Origin of the sequence: Arsukibacterium sp. MJ3, from assembly GCF_000987765.1 — a bacterium.
Lineage (GTDB): Bacteria > Pseudomonadota > Gammaproteobacteria > Enterobacterales > Alteromonadaceae > Alishewanella.
This window is the reverse complement of the sequence record NZ_LAHP01000023.1, coordinates 16,327-34,921: the sequence shown is the minus strand read 5'-3', so window position 1 is coordinate 34,921 and position 18,595 is coordinate 16,327. Positions and strand designations below refer to the sequence as shown.

Sequence of the window (18,595 nt, the reverse complement as noted above, 5' to 3'; positions counted from 1 at the left end):
GATGGCCGGAACCGAGCTCCATGGATGGTTTATAGCGTGTCGGCGTGTAAAGTGTGCCACTAAGCCCGCTGTAAATGCCATTTAGTAAAAGTGCAGGTGTGAAAATACCTCAACCTGAAAGGTGTATTAATGAATTTCAATTTAACCGAAGACCAACAAGCCTTTGTTGATGTAGCCAAGCAGTTTGCTGAACAAGAATTGGCGCCACATGCCGCACAGTGGGACCGCGATCATCACTTTCCAAAAGACGTGATTCAAAAAGCTGGTGAGCTGGGTTTTTGCTCGCTGTATACTGCAGAGGAAGACGGCGGTATGGGCTTATCCCGTTTAGACTCGTCAATTATTTTTGAACAACTGGCCATGGGCTGTACCGCTACTACCGCTATGTTAACTATTCATAACATGGCCACCTGGATGATCGCTACCTGGGGCACCGATACCGCGAAGAAAGAGTGGGTTGAGCCGTTGGCGACCGGTCAACAACTGGCGTCTTATTGTTTAACCGAGCCTGGCTCAGGTTCCGATGCGGCAGGCCTTCGTACCAGTGCTAAAAAAGAGGGCAACGAGTATGTGTTAAACGGCTCGAAGATGTTTATCTCAGGCGCCGGCGAGACTGAAGTATTAGTGGTGATGGCCCGCACCGGTGAAGCAGGCCCTAAAGGTATTTCAGCCTTTATTGTGCCAGCGGATGCTGAAGGCGTTATTTACGGTAAAGCCGAAGAGAAAATGGGCTGGAATGCTCAGCCAACTCGCTTAATTACCTTTATTGATGTGCGTATTCCGGCCCATTACCTGCTGGGTAATGAAGGTGAAGGATTTGGTTTTGCGATGAAGGGCCTGGATGGCGGCCGCATTAATATTGCCACCTGCTCTATTGGCACTGCTCAACAGGCGATGAACACCGCCCGTAATTATATGTTAGAGCGCCAGCAGTTTGGCAAGCCATTAGCGGCGTTTCAGGCACTGCAGTTTAAACTGGCTGATATGGCAACCGAGTTGGTCGCCGCTCGGCAGTTAGTGCGTTTAGCAGCGTTTAAATTAGACCAGCAGGACAGTGAAGCCACTGCTTACTGTGCCATGGCTAAACGCTTCGCCACCGATGTTGGTTTTCAGGTGTGTGACCAGGCACTGCAGTTGCACGGCGGCTATGGTTACATTAAAGAATATCCGCTGGAGCGGCATTTTCGCGATGTGCGGGTGCACCAAATTCTTGAAGGCACCAATGAGATTATGCGGCTGATCATTGGCCGGCGTTTACTAGATGAAGCTGCAGGCGACATTCTGTAACCAAGACAACGGATAATGTTCGTGGTTAAGCGAAAAGGTGAAACAGGTTTGTTCACAACGGTCGGCTTATAATAAACCTTATTCACCTCATTCAACGCACGAGTATTGCCAATATTAGGAGACTGCAATGACTCAACTAAAACTAGAAAAGCGTGGTCATACAGCGCTTATTACCATGGCTAACCCACCAGCCAACACTTGGACCTATGCCAGCTTAACCGAGTTGCGCGATACCATAAAAAGTCTGAACAACGACAAAAATATCTATGCGTTAGTGATTACCGGCGAAGGTAACAAATTCTTCTCAGCGGGTGCCGATTTAAAACTGTTTGCTAACGGCGACAAAGCGGTTGCCAGTGATATGGCGCGTATTTTTGGTGAAGCCTTTGAAGCGTTAAGTGCTTTTCGTGGCGTGTCGATTGCCGCTATTAACGGTTATGCTATGGGCGGCGGTTTAGAGGTGGCACTAGCCTGTGATATTCGCATAGCCGAGCAACAGGCACAAATGGCGCTACCTGAAGCCAAAGTTGGCTTACTGCCATGTGCCGGCGGTACGCAAAACCTGGCCTGGCTGGTAGGCGAAGGCTGGGCCAAGCGCATGATTTTATGCGGCGAGCGTATTAACGCTGAAAAAGCGCTGCAAATTAATCTGGTAGAAGAAGTGGTCGCCACCGGTACCGCACTAGATGCTGCAATGGCGTTGGCCGAAAATGTTGCTGCGCAAAGCCCGGTGGCAGTAAGTGCCTGTAAAAAACTGATTCAGCAAGGGCGCAGTGGCAATATAAATGCAGCGTTACCGCTGGAACGCGAGCTGTTTGTTGGGTTGTTTGACAGTAAAGATCAGGCAGAAGGGGTGCAGGCCTTTTTAGAAAAACGCCAGGCTAACTGGATAAACGGGTGATAAGCATGAGCACAGACGTAGTGTTATATCAGGAACTTACGGCTGACAACGGCAAAAAAATTGCGGTTGCTACCCTTAACTCTGAAAAGTCATTAAATGCCTTAAGTTTGCCGATGGTAGAGTCGTTATTGCCGCAAATGCAGGCTTGGAAAGACGACCCAACCATTGCTATGGTATTGCTACAAGGGGCGGGTGATAAAGCGTTTTGTGCTGGCGGCGATATTCGGGACTTATACCAGGCAATGAAAGAAAGCCCGGATTACTATCACCCGTATGTTGAAGAGTTTTTTACTAAAGAATACCGCCTTGATTACCTGATCCATACCTTCGACAAACCGGTGTTGGTATGGGGTAACGGTATCGTTATGGGCGGCGGTTTAGGGTTAATGGCTGGTGCATCGCACCGGGTTGTAACGGCCACTAGCCGCATCGCCATGCCCGAGATGGCTATTGGTTTGTACCCTGACGTTGGTGCCAGCTGGTTTTTAAATCGTATGCCGGCAGGCTGCGGTATATTTTTGGGCTTAACCGGTGCTTCAATTAACGCCGCCGATGCTAAATTTATTCATTTGGCTGATCATTTTTTACTGCATGAAGAAAAAGCGGCCCTGTTAGATAAGCTGTTAACAGTGAAGTGGGGCGAGACCATTGCGCTTAATCATCAAAAGTTGTCAGATACGCTGCGTGGTGCTGAAGAGGCGTGCCGCAACAAGATGCCATTAAGTCAAATTCGACCGCATCAGCGCGCCATTACTGCGTTGGCCAATATTAGTAGTATGCCAGATATTATCAGTGCCATTAATGCGATAGACGGCGATGACAAATGGCTGGTTAAAGCTAAACAGTCACTGGCTTATGGCAGCCCTATTACTGCGCATATTGTGTTTAAGTTGATGCAGCTTGGCCAAAGCAAAATTCTGGCTGACAGTTTCCGCTTAGAGTTGGGTATCAGCGTGCAGTGTGGCCAATTAGGCGAGTTTCAGGAAGGTGTGCGCGCCTTGTTAATTGATAAAGACTTAACACCGAAATGGCAATACCCGACTGTAGCCGAGGTGCCCGCTGAGGTTATTGACTTACTGTTTAGCTCACCCTGGCCGGATGATGAACATCCATTAAAAGACATAGGCCGGTTAGATAATTAATTTATAAAGACAACGGCAAGGAATTTATAATGGCTAAAGTTGCATTTATTGGTTTAGGAAATATGGGTGGCCCGATGGCCATTAATTTAGTGAAAGCCGGCCATGACGTTATCGCCTTTGATTTATCAGCGGCAGCGCTTGCACAGGTAGCAGCAGAAGGTGCTAAGGTAGCCAATTCGGCTAAAGAAGCGGTGGCGGGTGCTGATTATGTTATCTCTATGCTGCCTGCGGGTAAGCATGTACTGGCGCTTTATTTAGGTGAGCAAGGCATTGCTGGTGCGATTAGCAAACAAGCATTGGTAATCGATTGCTCTACCATTGACGCCGACAGTGCCCGCAAGGTTGGTACGGGGCTGGCTGAGCAAGGTATTGCCTTTATTGATGCGCCGGTATCAGGCGGCGTAGGTGGTGCTAAAGCTGGTACCTTAACCTTTATTATTGGTGGCGCGGCAGCAGATTTTGTCAATGCCAAAACGGTACTTGCTGATATGGGTAAAAACCTGTTTCATGCCGGCGTTATTGGTGCGGGGCAGGTGGCAAAAATCTGCAACAACATGCTGTTGAGTATACTGATGGCGGGTACGTCTGAAGCGCTGCAAATGGGCGTAAATAATGGCTTAGATCCAAAAATACTCTCAGATATTATGCTGAAAAGCTCGGGCCGTAACTGGACGCTGGAATTATACAACCCTTGCCCGGGTGTTATGCCAAATGTGCCATCAAGCAATGAGTATCAGGGCGGCTTTATGGTTGATTTAATGACCAAAGACTTAGGCCTGGCGCTAGAAGCGGCTAACCAGAGCAGTAGCAGTACACCGTTAGGAGAACTGGCGCATAGTTTATATGTGCAGCACCAGCAGGCAGGCAACGGCAAACTGGATTTTTCCAGCATTTTTAAGATGTTTGAAAAGTAATCTGGTTAGTTTGAGTTTAACGGTGGCAGTTGGATAGATCGCCTGCCACTGCTGACATTTTTTGTCAGACACGCCATAAATACGTCCTTGTAGGCTCCTGTTTTTCATCCATGAAAAACACGGTCTGCCAAAAAAGTACATCCGTGTCAGCCGCTGTAGCAGTTGTCAAACTTAAACGAGTTTAAACAGAGCGGAGTTGCAGACTTCGTTCAAAACAAGATGATAAGCCTGCGCGAAGATACTTTTTGCGTTAGACCGTTGGAGGCCATGGATGGCCGGAATCGAGCCCCAGGGAAGGCTCGTGGCGTGTCGCAGCAAAAATGTTCGTAGCGCAGGCTCTATGGAGAACCTCAGATGAAGCTGCATAACAAAACCATCGTTATTACCGGCGGTGCACAAGGCTTAGGCCTCGAAATGGCACGCATGTGTGCTAATGAGGGCGCCAAACTGGCCTTAATTGATATGAATGCCGACCAGTTAGCGGCGGCTAAAGCCGAGCTTTCGGCCAATACCACCGTGCATACGTATAGCGCCAACGTGGCAGACGAAGCGCAGGTTGAAGCAACCTTTAGCCAAATCGACAGCGATTTTAACGGCATCGACGGCCTGATAAACAACGCCGGCATTTTGCGAGATGGCCTGCTGCTGAAATACAAAGACGGTGAGCTGGTCAGTAAAATGTCACTGGCACAGTTCCAATCGGTAATTGACGTGAACCTGACCGGGGTGTTTTTATGTGGCCGTGAAGCCGCCGCAGTGATGGTTAAGCGCGGCATTAAGGGCGTTATTATTAATATGTCGAGCGTAGCTCGTAGCGGTAACATGGGCCAAACCAACTACGCCGCCTCAAAAGCCGGTGTGGTGGCCATGACAGTCACCTGGGCGCGTGAGCTTGGCCGTTACGGTATTCGGGTTGGTGCTATCGCGCCAGGTGTTATTCGCACCGCCATGACCGACGCAATGAAGCCAGAAGCCCGTGACCGCTTGGAAAAAATGAAGCCAGTAGGTCGTTTAGGTGAGGCCAGCGAAATTGCCCATACCGCCAAATACATATTTGAAAATGACTTTTTCACCGGCCGTGTAGTAGAAATCGACGGCGGCATTAGCATGTAAGCTGCTTGCTGTTGTTGGATTATAACGTAAAAATTTAGCGTAAATTCTAAGAGGCCCTAAGGTTAATGTGCACGGGTATTAGCGGCATTGATGCCTCGCAGGTAAAAGGTACTGGGATGTAATCTTTGTGAGCGCTGCAGTAAGCATTCGCAGTCATCCTGTCTTTGCATAGTTGTCACTATCAAAATTTAGGTATATTTCAAAATTGTGTGGTAGCTTAACTGTAAAAACGGGACATTTAACAGGGAACTTTGCATGAAAACCAGCTTACTACTTGCCACGCTATTACTTACCCCGGCGCTATTTACCCCAACTTTTGCTATCGCTGACGATAAAGCCGAACTTACCGCCTTATTGGGTGAGTTTTTAGACGGTGCCACTCGGAACGACCCAGCTATACATAATAAATATTGGGCTGATGAGCTTATTTACACCAGCTCAAACGGTAGCCGCTTTGGTAAAACGTTTTTAATGCAATCCGTAAATAGCCGTGGCGAACTTTCTGCTGATGATATTGACATGCGCTACAGTAGTGAAGATGTTCAAATTCTGCAATATGGTGACACCGCTGTCGTCGCCTTTACTCTGGTAGGCACCTCCGATACTAAAACCCTGCGCTTTTTAAACAGCGGTACTTTTATTCGCAATAACGGCAAATGGCAGGCAGTGAACTGGCAGGCGACGGTTAAAGCGGAATAATTGTGATGCACTATTTATTAATAATGAGAGGGGTCAGCAATAAAAGGAAGTCAGAACAGAATTAAACTGTCTATGCTTAACCTGCGCCTTCACAACACTACGGCTCTGGTATGGCAAGACTTCCCCGGGTTCATTTGGCGGGTGTGCCAGAGCATAGCATTCAGCGTGGTAATAACCGGCAGCTATGCTTTGCCTGCGGCGAAGATTTTGCCGCCTATGCGAACTGGCTAAAGGAATAGGCTGGTATTAGCAGGTGCATATTTATAGCCTTGGGGGCAGATCCAATTGTTAATAAAAACCTTGGACTAAGCCTAGTTTTTGCATTAATGCAGCTAAAGTCAATTAAAGAATAGTTAGCAATGTCCGCTTTTAAAGCAAAGTAGACCTTGGCTTATTTAAAAATTGACGGTCTTTAACGGCTGCTTCACGCTCTAAGCCGCCGGTCAGATGATGCTAAAAATTCATAGCTTTAAAAACTAAAAATCATATATCAGACTGCTCTACTAAATTAATTTACATGGAGCTGAAAATCCTGATGATGTAGTTCAAGTGTTTAATGCTGTGTTTATGATTGGATACATCATTCAGCAGTTGCGCAGTTGCTAATTAATAAAGTTTCATTTAGTTGAAATATATTCCGGCTAAATCCGTTCTACTGCCAATTAAGGTGACATAACATTAATATTATAGTGTAAGCCGTGTATTAAATTGGAGAGTAGTTGAATGAAGTTTTCTCGTCACATCGCAATAATCGGATTAACTGCAGCCTTATGCAGCTTTGCCTATGCACAAGAAAAAACGCCAGAAGTGATAACGTTTTTAGAGCAACAAGGTGTTGAAGTTGTCGATACTTTTAAAACAAAAGCCGGCTTAACCGGTTACGCTGTTACTATTAATGGCCGTGCGGTAAGCGTGTACTTAACGCCAGATAAAAAGCATGCAATGATTGGCAATTTAATTGATGCTCAAGGCAATGATTTAGGTGCTGAGGCAATACAGCGTCTTATCACTGGCCCTGCCAACGATAAAGCGTGGCAGCGTTTAAGTGATTCAAACTGGGTAGCCGATGGTAAAGCTAGTGCACCACGGATTATTTATACTTTTACCGATCCTAACTGTCCTTATTGCCATAAATTGCGTGCAGCAGCTGCTGCAGAAATTGCTGCGGGTACTGTGCAATTACGCCATATTATGGTTGGTATTATCCGTCAAGATAGCCCATCACAAGCGGCAAACATTTTAGGTGCGGCTGATCCTGTTCAGGCACTATTACAGCATCATAAAATGTTAGGGGATGGTGGCATCGAACAAGACCAGAAAGCGATTAAAAACGGTAATGCTGGCGTTAATGCTAATACCCAGCTACTTCAAGAGTTAGGTTATTCAGCAACCCCCAGTAGCTTTTATAAAGATGAAAACGGCGAAGTAGTGAGTACTCAAGGTTTACCAAGACCAGAAGCACTTAATAAAATGCTAGGTAAATAATGTTAGCGGTTAACATTGGCCCATTGGCTTTAATCAGTGTCATTATTGGTTTTACTGTCACCTCTTTGATAGCGAAAAATGGCGATAAACAATAAAAAGATAGCGCGTCGAATGCTTTATTACTGATCTTAATTGCTGGTTTAATGTTAATAAAAGGGGGGCAGAACAGAATTAAATTGTCTATGCTCAACCTGCGCCTTCACAACACTACGGCTCTGGTATGGCAAGACTTCCCCGGGTTTATTTGGCGGGTGTGCCAGAGCATATCAGCAATTATTTAGCGTTGAAATTAACCCGGCTTTACTGAGCGATATTCGTAATAGTATAAAAAGCAGCATGGCATTGGGGTCAAGACCTGCTCCTGTTAGTGTTTTCTTCGATGAAGTAAGATACGCTTTTCGATTTCAAGAATCACAAGTAGCACCGGCCCGACTGCAATCACCGTTAGGCCCTGCGCTAGGCTCAGCGGCCGAGTATCGAAGAAGGCTTCCATGAAGGGTGCGTATGTGAAAAGAAATTGCAGCGCGGTGACCACAGCAATGGCGATAAGCACGGGCCGCGTTCCCAGCAAGGCTTTGAGTGACAGTGAGGTGCTGTTCAGAAAACGTACAGAGAAGAGATAGAATATCTCCATCACCACCAGAGTGTTGACCGCGATAGTGCGCGCTTCCTCGGTTCCTGCGCCTTGCTGCTGCGCCCAGATAAACATCCCAAAGATGCCCGCGCAGAACAGAATTGACACGAAGGCTACGCGCCATATAACGAAGCGCGACAGGATTGACTCGGAGGCCGGGCGTGGCGGGCGGCGCATGATGCCGGGCTCCGGACCTTCGAAGGCAAGCGCCATGGCTAAAACCACCGAACTGACCATGTTTACCCAGAGGATCTGCACCGGCGTGATCGGCAGTGTCAGGCCCAGAAGGAGAGCGGCGATCAGCGCTAGCGCTTCGCCGCCATTTACCGGCAGAAGAAACACAATGGCCTTTTGCAGGTTATCGTAGACGGTGCGGCCGGCTCGGACGGCGGCGGTAATGGTGGCAAAATTGTCGTCGGCCAGTACGATATCGGCTGCCTCCTTTGCGACCTCGGTTCCGGTTCGCCCCATTGCTATGCCTATATCCGCACGTTTCAGCGAAGGTGCGTCGTTCACCCCGTCGCCGGTCATCGCCACAACAAGTCCGCTGGCCTGCAATGCTTCGACCAGACGCAGCTTGTTTTCGGGACTGGTGCGCGCGAAAACGTCTATGCGAGTAGCGCGCTCCATAAGTTCTGTGGCGCCCAGCCCGTCGATCTGCCCGCCTTCTAGCACCTCTTCGGTGTTCTCAAGCCCCAGTTGCCGAGCGATGGCTAGGGCCGTGCCCGCATGATCGCCGGTAATCATCTTGACGCGGATACTCGCTGCCTGGCATTCGGCCACCGCAACGATAGCCTCCTCACGCGGCGGGTCAATCAGCCCGACTAGCCCCAGAAGCGTCAGGCCACCTTCTACATCGTCGAAAGTTAGCTTACGCGCGCCCTCTGGCCCACTTCTTGTAGCGATGGCCAGAACACGCTGACCCTGGGCGGCGATCTCGGACGCTGCACGCTGCCAGTATTCCGCATCCAGCGGACCAATCCCGTCCTCTTCTGCGTGCTGGTAGATACACATGGCTAAAATACGCTCGGGCGCACCTTTTACATGAATCGTCGCTGCGCCGTGTTGATCATGGTGCAATGTCGCCATGAAGCGGTGCTGCGCGTCGAAGGGGATAGCGTCGGTCTGCGGATTAGCGTGGCGGATATCACCCGCCATCAGCCCTGCCTTGCAGGCAAAGGCGACCAGCGCGCCCTCCATTGGATCGCCTTGGACGGTCCAGCCGGAGTCTGTTTGCGCCAGTTCGGCGTCGTTGCAAAGCATGGCACCAAGGGCGAGGTCGCGCAGGAGCGGGTGAGTGCCAGGGCCGACCTCCTGTGTGTCAAATATGATGGTGCCATGGGGCGCATACCCCACCCCGGTCACGGCAAAGCGCCGCTGTGCGGTGACCACCGTAGTCACCGTCATCTCGTTGCGGGTGAGCGTGCCGGTCTTGTCCGTGCAGATGACTGAAACCGAGCCTAGGGCCTCTATCGCGGGAAGACGGCGCACGATCGCGTTGCGCCGTGCCATCGCCTGCACGCCGATGGCGAGTGTCACGGTCATGATGGCCGGCAGGCCCTCGGGGATTGCCGCTACCGACAGGCCGACCACGGCGATGAATATCTCGGCAAAGCCCATTTCAGCCACGACATAGCCAAAAGCAAGAATAATCGCGGCCAACACGAGGATAACGCCGGTAATGCGGCGGGCGAAGACCTCCATCTGCAACAGAAGCGGCGTGGTTGTTGTCTCGACGCTGGTAAGAAGCCCGCTAATTCGCCCAATTTCGGTCGCCGCTCCTGTTGCCACAACAACGCCTCGCCCGGTGCCTGCGGCGACCAGTGTGCCGCTAAAAGCCATTGAGTGGCGGTCGCCGACAGGTGCATCGGCGGCGACGGAATCTATCTCTTTGTCGGTCGGGACGGATTCGCCGGTGAGCACCGCTTCCTGCACGCGCAGGCCTTTGGCTGCGACCAGCCGAAGATCGGCGGGCACCTTGTCGCCTGCGTCCAGAAACACGATGTCTCCCGGTACCAGTTCCTCGGCAGGCACCGTTGCCCGGCGTCCGTCACGCAGGACGCGCGCGTCCGGTGCCAGCATATCGCGGATCGCCGACAGCGCCTGTTCGGCGCGGCCTTCTTGCACGAAGCCGATTACTGCGTTAACCAGCACGACCGCCAGAATCACGCCGGTATCGACCAGATGACCAAGCGCGGCCGTAACCCCGGCTGCCGCCAGCAGCACATAGATCAGAACATTGCGGAATTGCCTGACAAACCGGCGCAGCGGCCCGTCGGGTGCAGCTTCCGGCAGCCGGTTTGGCCCGGTTCTGCGAAGCCGGTCCGCGGCTTCATCAGTACTCAGGCCATCCAGACCAGTGCCCACAACTCTGAGAACATCTTCCTGGGCGAGTGAATACCATTTGAGGTCTGTCGCAGCGTCACCATCTTGTTGGGTCGATGCGGTAACCTCGGGGTCATCGCCGGGTCGGTTTTTCATTGTCTATCTCCACGGCTGGCAACCTTCTCGCCGAGTACACTTTACGACTTGTGTTTTTAGGCATAATAATTTCTCAATACCGATACATATCCAAGCATGGTATTTTTGAGGTGTAAGTCAACAGTATGGATAATAAAAACCGAGGGATCTTAAATAAAATATATCGCTAAATTCACTATAACGTCTAATAATTACCTCTTTAAATCAAGAATAAAGCGAAATAACCATCTGACGACGCCGCAATATAACTGAATTGTTAATAAATGGGTTTATTCTATCGGGATTGTGCGGTCAGCCTATACGTCAACCCGCTTAAGGCTTCGACGCCGCAGCATGCCCCACGTCACGAACCCGACTGCGAGCGCCAGCGACACCATCCCGAACGTCAGGGAGCCCCAGGCGATGATCAGCGGTACCGAGAAGGCGCTGATCAGTCCGCCGCCCAAAAACGGTTCGTACCCCAGCTGTTTGTAGCCGTAGGCGTTGGCCGCGTTAGTGCGTCGTTGCGGGTCGACCATCTCCGCCAGCACAAAGCCGGTCGCGACGTTGCCCTGCGACTGCCCAAAGTCGGCGATCGTGTGCTCAAACCAGTCACGGCCGTGGATGCGCGGGCCGAAGTAGAGCAGGGCAAACACGCTCCACACCACTGCGATCACCGTGAATATGATGAGAACGGGGATGTTAGCGCCCAGCGTGGCCAGGCTCATGGTGCCGATGGCGGATGCGATGAGCACGTCGAGCGAGATCGCCGAAATGCCATTGACTGACCGCTTCTCGATCAGGTTATCTTGCTTCAGCGCGATAGCGATCAGCTGAACAAGGAAGCCACCGATCACGGTGAACGGAAACAGCGGGAAATTCTCGAAGATGTCGGAGCCGAAGGAGCCGAACACGAAGCGGAACCCCTCCAAAATCGCGATGGCAACTGCTATCGCGAGGGCGATGCACATGACGGCGACGGTGACCGGGCCCATTCCTCGGTTCGCGGGTTCCGCATCCAGCTCGGTGGGGTCGACGCCTGAGGCGTTGAGATCGTGAGCCTCGTTGCCGGTGAGCGGCGTGGTGCGGGCGAGCGAAATTCGGGGGTTCTTGACCGCGTACCGCACCAGCAGCGAACCCCCGACGATACCCGTCACCATCGAGATGGTGGCAAGGCCGAGCCCGAGGTCGATCAGCTCAGCGGCTCCAGCCTCGGTGAGCAATGGCCCCATGCCCGCAATCGTGCCGTGCCCGCCCGCAAAAGACAGCTCGATGATCGAGCCAGCAAGGTCGGTTACCCCAAAGAACGGGGTCAAGATCAGCACGACCGCGAGCGAGCCGAGCGCGAACTGCCCGAACGATAGGGCACTGCCGAAAATGACGTGGGGGGCGGAGGCCTGCCAGATGACCCGCGGCGACGGCAGCGCTTTGCCGAGCATCACAGCCGCGAACACGACGTTGATGAGCAGGCCGGGCAGTGTTGCCCAGACGGCGAGAACCTCGCCGGGGATCAGTCCTGCGGTGCCGGTCCACGCTCCGAGAAGTTGGGGCCCAAGAAGCAGGATGACAAACCCAGCGATCACCGTAGTCGGGATGAACAGGGCTGAGAAGAGAGGGACGTAGCGCCGAATAACAGCCGACAGTAAGAGCACGATGCCCAGTACAACGATCGAGAATCCGGCCCATTGGGCGTTTGTGAGGTCGAGACTCATGACTCCCAGTCAAGCAGGTGGTGGCTAAGTATAGGAACTTTAAATTCTCTTTTCGAAAAGTCTGGCGAGCGGGCGATGGTCGCGCAATCACCGGCCGTCATGTCAAACACATCATCTTTAATATTGACGATGCGGTCTTGATCATCGGGTATGCCATTACCGTTATCATCATTATTGTTGCGAAAAATCACTGGGTCGGTAAAATTGCCTAAAAAGACACCGGAGGCCGCAATCTTTTCAAGCCCGGTGTCGATATCGTAATCGACAATCTCAATCTCAACGCCGGAAGAGTTCATATACTCAGCTACTGTGGCCTTGGCAACTATTGCCCCAACAGACATCGATGGCGATAAACTGCAGCCCGTTAGCGCTAGTGCCGTCCAAATCAAAAGCAGCGGTGTTATTAATCTATTGGTATTCATAGTCGTAATATTCCTTTGCAGTGCATAAAAAGGATAAAGCACAACCCTGATCTATGCAACAGGGAGCGATTTCGTTGGTATTTAGGTGATTTAACTGATTATTGGAGTAGCTTGATGGCAAAGAAAATTAGACCATGTCAGTTCGCCTTGAATATACACTTTATTCTTATAGAAAATCGCCACTCTTGACCTTAACAAGCACCACAACTCACACCCTTCTTGAAAGAGTGCACGTTCAATGAATAATATAAAGCACTGATCACCGTTTGGTGTCATGCACCCTCTGAAATCCTCCAATCAAAGTCTTGCTGAGGGGGGCGCTCGCATAGGCGGCAGTAAATTCGTTGTCTTTGTCAATGAAGGTTTTTTTTATCGATGTGAGTCAGTATTTTTAGAATAACAAGTGGGCCGTACCGGTCACCGGCTGTAATGCAGACAATTATCGATACATTGTTCGTTTCGCATTTCTTAACCTTGAGGGTCAGAAATGTTAATAAAAACCTTGGACTAAGCCTAGTTTTTGCATCAATGCAGCTAAAGTCAATTGAAGCTTCGAGTATTGGCAAGCCGTTGATAGTCGGCATTTTAGGGTTTTAGGCGTGTTAAAGCCCACAATACAGAGCCGATTAAATGTTCACTTTGGCTGAAATTGACTCTTTTAAGTGAGGTGTTTGACTGTCTAAAAATGGCACGCAGCCGAACTTCGCATAAGAGCGATCAACGGCCATTCAGGTAAATTATACAAAAATAAAGTGTATATTTAAGGCAAACCTAATTTTCTTTGCCATTAAGCTAATTCAACAATCAGTCAAATCACCTAGACATCTAAACGCCAACGAAATCGCTCCCTTTTGCATAGATTAGGTATGTGGTCTATCATAATTATCTTCGTAAGGAGATTCAAATGAAAGCTGCTCGTTTTTATGACAAAGGTGATATTCGGATCGAAGATATCCCCGAACCAACCATAGAATCAGGAACTGTTGGCATAGATGTAGCCTGGTGCGGTATCTGTGGTACCGATTTGCATGAATTTATGGAGGGGCCAATCTTTATTCCTCCGTGCGGCCACCCCCACCCAGTCTCTGGAGAATCTGCGCCAATAACAATGGGGCATGAGTTTTCAGGTGTGGTTTATGCTGTTGGTGACGGTGTAGACGATATTGAAATCGGTCAGCATGTTGTGGTTGAACCTTATATTATTGCCGATGATGTGGACACGGGCCCGGGTGAGAGTTATCAGTTGTCTAAAAACATGAACTTTATCGGCCTTGGTGGCCACGGTGGCGGCTTATCCGAAAAAATCGCAGTCAAACGTCGCTGGGTGCATCCGATTTCTGACACCATTCCCCTCGATCAAGCCGCTTTGATTGAACCGCTTACTGTTGGCTATCATGCGTATGTTCGCAGTGGCGCCAAAGCCGGCGATATTGCTCTGGTTGGCGGTGGCGGGCCTATTGGCCTGTTATTGGCGGCTGTATTAAAGGCAAAGGGTATAACCGTTATCCTCACGGAATTGAGCGCAAAGCGTAAGGAAAAAGCGGAAGAAACCGGTGTTTCGGATTATCTTTTAGATCCCTCTGAAGTTAACGTAACCGAAGAGGTTATGCGGATTACTGGGAATCGCGGTGTCGATGTTGCTTTCGAGTGCACCAGTGTCAATAAAGTATTGGATGTACTGGTAGAGACGACCAAGCCCGCTGGGACCATAGTGATCGTATCTATTTGGAGCCATCCGGCAACGGTAAATGTTCATAGCGTCGTGATGAAAGAACTGGATATTCGCGGAACGATTGCTTATGCAAATAACCATGAAGAAACTATTAAGCTGGTGGAGGAAGGCAAAGTTAATTTGGAACCTTTCATTACCCAGCGAATTAAACTCGATGATTTGGTAGCTGAAGGTTTCGAGAGGCTAATTCACAACAATGAGTCAGCCGTTAAGATAATTGTTCATACATAACAAACGTCGGTATATAAGAAATTAACAGTAATTGAACCTTGGGGGGCAGACTGAACGGTTTAAAGGCTTAATAGCCGGCAGCAGCTACGTAAGGTTAATTGGCTGATAATAACGAACAGGGAATGTTATGAGCAAAGCAAAACGTACTGAGCATTAACGGTAAGCCACTGGATTATACTGCGCCTGGTATTACTGGTACTGCCGACTCAGCGGTTACAGAAAACGCTATGTTATTTACTGAGCAATTAGCAACCATTAGCCATACGGTAAAGTTAGCGCCGGTTTCCAGCAGTCTTGCCAGTTTTGCGCCAGTGCAGGTACCCGCGGGGCATTATCTAGTGCTTGACGATAACCTTGATAACAGCGCCGACTCGCGGATAATTGGCTTTATTCAGCTAATCCCACATTATTTACCGTCGAATTAATTACCATCGAACATTTACCTTCCTTCGTTATTAGTTCTCACTACGTGCGACAACGTACCGACTGAACCCATTTCCCGTTATACATTAACGTTCATCCTGAATTCCAGATCGGATGGCGATTCAGTTCCCTCCTGGTAATAATACCGTGGAGTAAAAGCTGTAATGAAACGGTTATATTGGACATATTGTCCGATAGCCATAGTAGTTCGACGGAGATTTAAATGAAAAAGTTAAATTCAATTATATTTTACGCTTTAATAACACCTGCAATTACTTTAGGCGCAGGCTCTGTGCTGGCGCAGCAAACAAATGACAAACTTGAGCAAACAAACCAAAGCACACCGCGCACTATGAAAGCGGATACCCATAAAGATGCTGAACGCAAAAATATGCCGGCTGAGTCTGGTATGCATAACCGTGGTTATTTAAACGCTATGCCGGCCAATGGTATGCACGCGAGCAACCTGATTGGTGCTGATATAAAAACTTCCCGAAATGAAGATTTAGGTTCGGTTAAGGATCTGATTATTGATGGTAATGGTCAGGTTGTGGCTGTTGTGGTCAGTGTTGGTGGCTTCCTGGGTATGGGTGAAAAAGACGTAGCTATTGGCTGGGGAAATGTAACGAAATCAGGCAATGCTGATGATCGCCAGCTGCGGCTCGATGTTACCCGTGAGAACTTGACTGCTGCACCGAAGTTCGTAAAACGGGATTAAGAGGTATCACATCCAGAAAGCGGAAGTAAGTAAACGGTAAGGTAAGCCTCTGTCGTTTAATCTAAAACCCGGCGTAGTTAAATTATTAGAGCTACGTTAGATAGCGTACAGAACGGTTTACAAAAGTAGACTAACTTAAACGTTCACCCTGTAGCTACTTAAGTGAACGGTAGAGGCAGATGCTAAACGGCACTTTTACCAGGAGGGAATCGGAATGGACTATACACAGACACAATCGAACGGTGGCTTAAATGCCGCAGGTAACATGCCGGCCAACGGCTTGTTACTCAGCGCCGACAGTATTACCGGTGACGAAGTTTGCAATATGCAAGACGAAAAGCTTGGCAACATCCAAGACATTATGATTGATACGGCTGAGGGCAAAATACGTTACGCCGTGTTGTCTGCGGGTGGGTTCCTCGGCATGGGTGATCGCCTGTTTGCGGTGCCATGGAAGGCTTTAAAGTTGGATAAGGAAAACAAGCGTTTTATGTTGGACGTAGATGCCGAGAAGATAAAGAACGCACCGGGCTTTGACAAAGACCAATGGCCAAATATGGCGGATGCCAGTTGGAATTCGACCGTCGAGTCATATTACGCCAAGTAATGAGTTCTATCGTTAGTAATGTTCAAAAATGTATTTAACTTACTATCAAACTTACTATCAGGAGGCCTATCATGGCTAATCAAAAAGATCAAAGTGGTCGTCCAGCAATGGATGAAGAAAAGCGTCAAAGTGGTTCTCAAGATCAAAAGAATCAACAAAAGCCGGATAAGCAAAAGTCAGAAATTAATCCTGATAAAAATCAGAACCAGAACCGGCAACCTAACCGTAATTAGTAACCAGACTAACCCGGCAGATATTGCCGGGTTTTTTGCCTTCATAAACTCACTTTAGTATTTATAGTTTAACGCTTAGCTGAGTTAAATCTTACCGCGCTAGTTGCCTCTACTACCTATTCCCAGTTAACTATTAGCCTTAGGCCGACGCGTGCGAACCACAAGTTGAGGGTATTGCTCGCGCAGCAGTATGACGTAGTGTTGAAACTTGTCCTTATTTGACTTTTCCAGCACAAAGGCTTGCAGTAGCTTTATGGCTTGTTTGCAGTATCTCAGTGATTTAATCGGTAAATTGCTGCACTTGCTTGCGGTTTGTAAGATATTAAGCGCAATAATGCTATTGGTTGGCATATGATCAAAGGTTTCGCAGTAAAGGTAAAATGCCTGGTTAAAAAGGGCGTCTTGGTAGGCTGCAGCCGCTTCGGTGCTAATTTGTTTAATCGTGGCTTTTAACGCTTCGTGCCGAACTTTTTCCATTTTCAGCATAATTTTCTGGGTTTCTGTCAAATAATCATTATTAATTAAATAACTGGCCAGTTTATCAATATAAAACTGGCTGCTATGAATATCGCCCAGTTCGAAGTAGGCCTTGGCACCATCCATGCAGCTGTCGATGGTCATTTTTTCTGCTTTATCGGCAACGCCGTTCTCCAGTAAAGGTTTACGGGCTTCGATAAGTTGGCCTTTGGCGGCGAAAATGCGACTACGCACTACATTAATAGCTTTTAGCCAGCTGTTCTCAGTGTAACGCTTGCTTACACTATCTAGAATTTGACTGGCATTTTGCAAAAGTACCGTGCGTTCCAGCGGGTTTTTGTTATAAGCAACATCAATTAAACTGCGGGCGTGGTTCAGGTGGTTTTCGGCTGACTCCTCTACAGAGTAGCGTGCGGCAGCCACCAGTTTGGCATTAATGCGAGCCGCGGCTTCTTTATCACCAATTATGACATTAAGGTTGCTAAGCGTTCGTTGTCTTTTAATATTTTGTGGAGACAATAACACGGCTTGATATAACGTTTGCTGTGCTGTCTCATAGCGGCCATATTTAACTAATAAATGCGATAACCAATCAAGCGCTTCTACTTTGGTAATGTCAAATTGCGTAAGATCGGCCAGTTGCAGCTCGGTATCGTCCCAACGCTCTAGATAAAAAGCGGCGATAGCCGCACCCAGCCTGGCCCAGGGCAGGGGTTTGTCGGCCAGTACTGCTTTGTAAAATTTTTCAGCTATTTGATACTGTTCAGTATTTAGTAACAGCTCGCCTTTAATTCGCAGTGCCTGAAAAGCAAATTCCGGTTTTAGGCTCACTACGCTGTCACACTCTTTGATAGCAGCGGTATAGTTATCTTCAAATAAGTTTAGATACACCTTACGCAAGGCAATTTTTAGCTTAACCGCCCGGATTAATCGCTCGTTTAAAATAGGAAAGGTAAAAGGTTTTAAAATGTAGTCGTCTGGCTGTAATTCAATAACACCATGTACCAGCTGGCGCTGACTCTCGGCGCTTATAATGATAAAACAACATAACGGAGGCATCAACGCTTGCTGTTTTAAGGTTTCAAATAGTTGGTAACCGTCTTTGCCGTCACCGAGGTTAAAATCACAGAGAATAAAATCAAATGGAATGTCATGGCAGCGGCTTAACGCATCGTTAGCATCACGGCTTAGGTGAATGGATTCGAAACCCATTTGCTGCAGCATTATTTTAATGGCAGAACGCACCGGCGCGCTGTCTTCGACAACAAGCACCTGTTTACAACGAAAAAAACTGGCATCCATGGCGGTACTCAAAAGCGATAGATATCGCTATAAACTTACTCCTATCATGATAGTAACGTTAAATTAATCTGCAGGTAAAGTGCTGATTTTGCCAATCGTTGTT

Annotated in this window: 17 protein-coding genes; 13 read left to right on the top strand and 4 right to left on the bottom strand. The window is 48.8% G+C overall.

The window, feature by feature from the left end; genetic code table 11:
- Positions 1–129: 129 nt before the first annotated feature.
- The 8 genes from VT06_RS14570 to dsbG all read left to right on the top strand — a co-directional run bounded on the left by VT06_RS14570 (position 130) and on the right by dsbG (position 7,541).
- Positions 130–1,287, top strand: coding sequence for an acyl-CoA dehydrogenase family protein (locus VT06_RS14570; RefSeq protein WP_046555054.1), 1,158 nt, complete (start codon positions 130–132; stop codon positions 1,285–1,287).
- Positions 1,288–1,414: 127 nt separating this feature from the next.
- Positions 1,415–2,188 carry an enoyl-CoA hydratase gene (locus VT06_RS14565; RefSeq protein WP_046555053.1) on the top strand — a complete coding sequence of 258 codons (774 nt, stop codon included), beginning with the start codon at positions 1,415–1,417 and terminating at the stop codon, positions 2,186–2,188.
- Between the two features lie 5 nt (positions 2,189–2,193).
- Entirely contained in the window at positions 2,194–3,330 is a 1,137-nt protein-coding gene (locus VT06_RS14560; protein ID WP_046555052.1) for an enoyl-CoA hydratase/isomerase family protein, read from the top strand.
- Positions 3,331–3,359: 29 nt separating this feature from the next.
- A complete protein-coding gene (mmsB, locus tag VT06_RS14555; protein ID WP_046555051.1) occupies positions 3,360–4,244 on the top strand; it encodes a 3-hydroxyisobutyrate dehydrogenase in 885 nt (294 codons plus the stop codon).
- Between the two features lie 354 nt (positions 4,245–4,598).
- Positions 4,599–5,357: an SDR family oxidoreductase gene (locus VT06_RS14550; protein WP_046555050.1), complete on the top strand. Its 759-nt coding sequence runs from the start codon at positions 4,599–4,601 to the stop codon at positions 5,355–5,357.
- A gap of 255 nt (positions 5,358–5,612) precedes the next feature.
- The gene (locus VT06_RS14545) at positions 5,613–6,056 is read left to right on the top strand and encodes a nuclear transport factor 2 family protein (RefSeq protein WP_046555049.1); all 444 of its coding nucleotides are present in this window, start codon (positions 5,613–5,615) and stop codon (positions 6,054–6,056) included.
- A gap of 110 nt (positions 6,057–6,166) precedes the next feature.
- Positions 6,167–6,295, top strand: a complete 129-nt coding sequence (locus VT06_RS18745) for a hypothetical protein (RefSeq protein WP_046555076.1) — start codon at positions 6,167–6,169, stop codon at positions 6,293–6,295.
- Between the two features lie 484 nt (positions 6,296–6,779).
- Positions 6,780–7,541, top strand: coding sequence for a thiol:disulfide interchange protein DsbG (gene dsbG, locus VT06_RS14535; RefSeq protein ID WP_046555048.1), 762 nt, complete (start codon positions 6,780–6,782; stop codon positions 7,539–7,541).
- Positions 7,542–7,905: 364 nt separating this feature from the next.
- Here the strand turns inward: dsbG and VT06_RS14530 are convergent, their stop codons facing one another.
- From VT06_RS14530 to VT06_RS14520, 3 genes are all read right to left on the bottom strand, one after another.
- Positions 7,906–10,656 carry a cation-transporting P-type ATPase gene (locus VT06_RS14530; RefSeq protein ID WP_046555047.1) on the bottom strand — a complete coding sequence of 917 codons (2,751 nt, stop codon included), beginning with the start codon at positions 10,654–10,656 and terminating at the stop codon, positions 7,906–7,908.
- A 296-nt stretch (positions 10,657–10,952) separates the two neighbouring features.
- Positions 10,953–12,347, bottom strand: coding sequence for a sodium/glutamate symporter (locus VT06_RS14525; RefSeq protein WP_046555046.1), 1,395 nt, complete (start codon positions 12,345–12,347; stop codon positions 10,953–10,955).
- The gene (locus VT06_RS14520; RefSeq protein WP_046555045.1) at positions 12,344–12,769 is read right to left on the bottom strand and encodes a hypothetical protein; all 426 of its coding nucleotides are present in this window, start codon (positions 12,767–12,769) and stop codon (positions 12,344–12,346) included. Before VT06_RS14520 ends, VT06_RS14525 begins: the two co-directional genes overlap by 4 nt.
- Positions 12,770–13,673: 904 nt before the next feature.
- Between VT06_RS14520 and VT06_RS14515 the strand changes: the two genes are divergently transcribed.
- From VT06_RS14515 to VT06_RS18255, 5 genes are all read left to right on the top strand, one after another.
- A complete protein-coding gene (locus VT06_RS14515) occupies positions 13,674–14,732 on the top strand; it encodes a 2,3-butanediol dehydrogenase (protein ID WP_046555044.1) in 1,059 nt (352 codons plus the stop codon).
- 146 nt (positions 14,733–14,878) lie between these two features.
- Positions 14,879–15,157 (top strand): S26 family signal peptidase, encoded by a 279-nt coding sequence (locus VT06_RS14510; protein ID WP_255353047.1) that lies wholly within the window; start codon positions 14,879–14,881, stop codon positions 15,155–15,157.
- 221 nt (positions 15,158–15,378) lie between these two features.
- Positions 15,379–15,873 (top strand): PRC-barrel domain-containing protein, encoded by a 495-nt coding sequence (locus tag VT06_RS14505; RefSeq protein ID WP_046555043.1) that lies wholly within the window; start codon positions 15,379–15,381, stop codon positions 15,871–15,873.
- Positions 15,874–16,138: 265 nt separating this feature from the next.
- Positions 16,139–16,480 carry a PRC-barrel domain-containing protein gene (locus VT06_RS14500; RefSeq protein ID WP_046555075.1) on the top strand — a complete coding sequence of 114 codons (342 nt, stop codon included), beginning with the start codon at positions 16,139–16,141 and terminating at the stop codon, positions 16,478–16,480.
- A gap of 71 nt (positions 16,481–16,551) precedes the next feature.
- On the top strand, positions 16,552–16,713 hold the full coding sequence (locus tag VT06_RS18255; RefSeq protein WP_161795043.1) for a hypothetical protein: 162 nt from the start codon (positions 16,552–16,554) through the stop codon (positions 16,711–16,713).
- Positions 16,714–16,839: 126 nt separating this feature from the next.
- Here the strand turns inward: VT06_RS18255 and VT06_RS14495 are convergent, their stop codons facing one another.
- The gene (locus tag VT06_RS14495) at positions 16,840–18,492 is read right to left on the bottom strand and encodes a response regulator (protein WP_046555042.1); all 1,653 of its coding nucleotides are present in this window, start codon (positions 18,490–18,492) and stop codon (positions 16,840–16,842) included.
- Positions 18,493–18,595 lie beyond the last annotated feature (103 nt).

What these genes read in the sequence shown, in the direction of transcription:
- mmsB (WP_046555051.1), top strand. Translation starts at nt 3,360, where the DNA reads ATGGCTAAAGTTGCATTTATTGGTTTAGGAAATATGGGTGGCCCGATG.
- VT06_RS14530 (WP_046555047.1), bottom strand. Translation starts at nt 10,656, where the DNA reads ATGAAAAACCGACCCGGCGATGACCCCGAGGTTACCGCATCGACCCAA.
- VT06_RS14545 (WP_046555049.1), top strand. Translation starts at nt 5,613, where the DNA reads ATGAAAACCAGCTTACTACTTGCCACGCTATTACTTACCCCGGCGCTA.
- VT06_RS14520 (WP_046555045.1), bottom strand. Translation starts at nt 12,769, where the DNA reads ATGAATACCAATAGATTAATAACACCGCTGCTTTTGATTTGGACGGCA.
- VT06_RS14505 (WP_046555043.1), top strand. Translation starts at nt 15,379, where the DNA reads ATGAAAAAGTTAAATTCAATTATATTTTACGCTTTAATAACACCTGCA.
- VT06_RS14515 (WP_046555044.1), top strand. Translation starts at nt 13,674, where the DNA reads ATGAAAGCTGCTCGTTTTTATGACAAAGGTGATATTCGGATCGAAGAT.
- VT06_RS14500 (WP_046555075.1), top strand. Translation starts at nt 16,139, where the DNA reads ATGCCGGCCAACGGCTTGTTACTCAGCGCCGACAGTATTACCGGTGAC.
- VT06_RS18745 (WP_046555076.1), top strand. Translation starts at nt 6,167, where the DNA reads ATGGCAAGACTTCCCCGGGTTCATTTGGCGGGTGTGCCAGAGCATAGC.
- VT06_RS14525 (WP_046555046.1), bottom strand. Translation starts at nt 12,347, where the DNA reads ATGAGTCTCGACCTCACAAACGCCCAATGGGCCGGATTCTCGATCGTT.
- VT06_RS14565 (WP_046555053.1), top strand. Translation starts at nt 1,415, where the DNA reads ATGACTCAACTAAAACTAGAAAAGCGTGGTCATACAGCGCTTATTACC.
- VT06_RS14570 (WP_046555054.1), top strand. Translation starts at nt 130, where the DNA reads ATGAATTTCAATTTAACCGAAGACCAACAAGCCTTTGTTGATGTAGCC.
- VT06_RS18255 (WP_161795043.1), top strand. Translation starts at nt 16,552, where the DNA reads ATGGCTAATCAAAAAGATCAAAGTGGTCGTCCAGCAATGGATGAAGAA.
- VT06_RS14550 (WP_046555050.1), top strand. Translation starts at nt 4,599, where the DNA reads ATGAAGCTGCATAACAAAACCATCGTTATTACCGGCGGTGCACAAGGC.
- VT06_RS14560 (WP_046555052.1), top strand. Translation starts at nt 2,194, where the DNA reads ATGAGCACAGACGTAGTGTTATATCAGGAACTTACGGCTGACAACGGC.
- VT06_RS14495 (WP_046555042.1), bottom strand. Translation starts at nt 18,492, where the DNA reads ATGGATGCCAGTTTTTTTCGTTGTAAACAGGTGCTTGTTGTCGAAGAC.
- dsbG (WP_046555048.1), top strand. Translation starts at nt 6,780, where the DNA reads ATGAAGTTTTCTCGTCACATCGCAATAATCGGATTAACTGCAGCCTTA.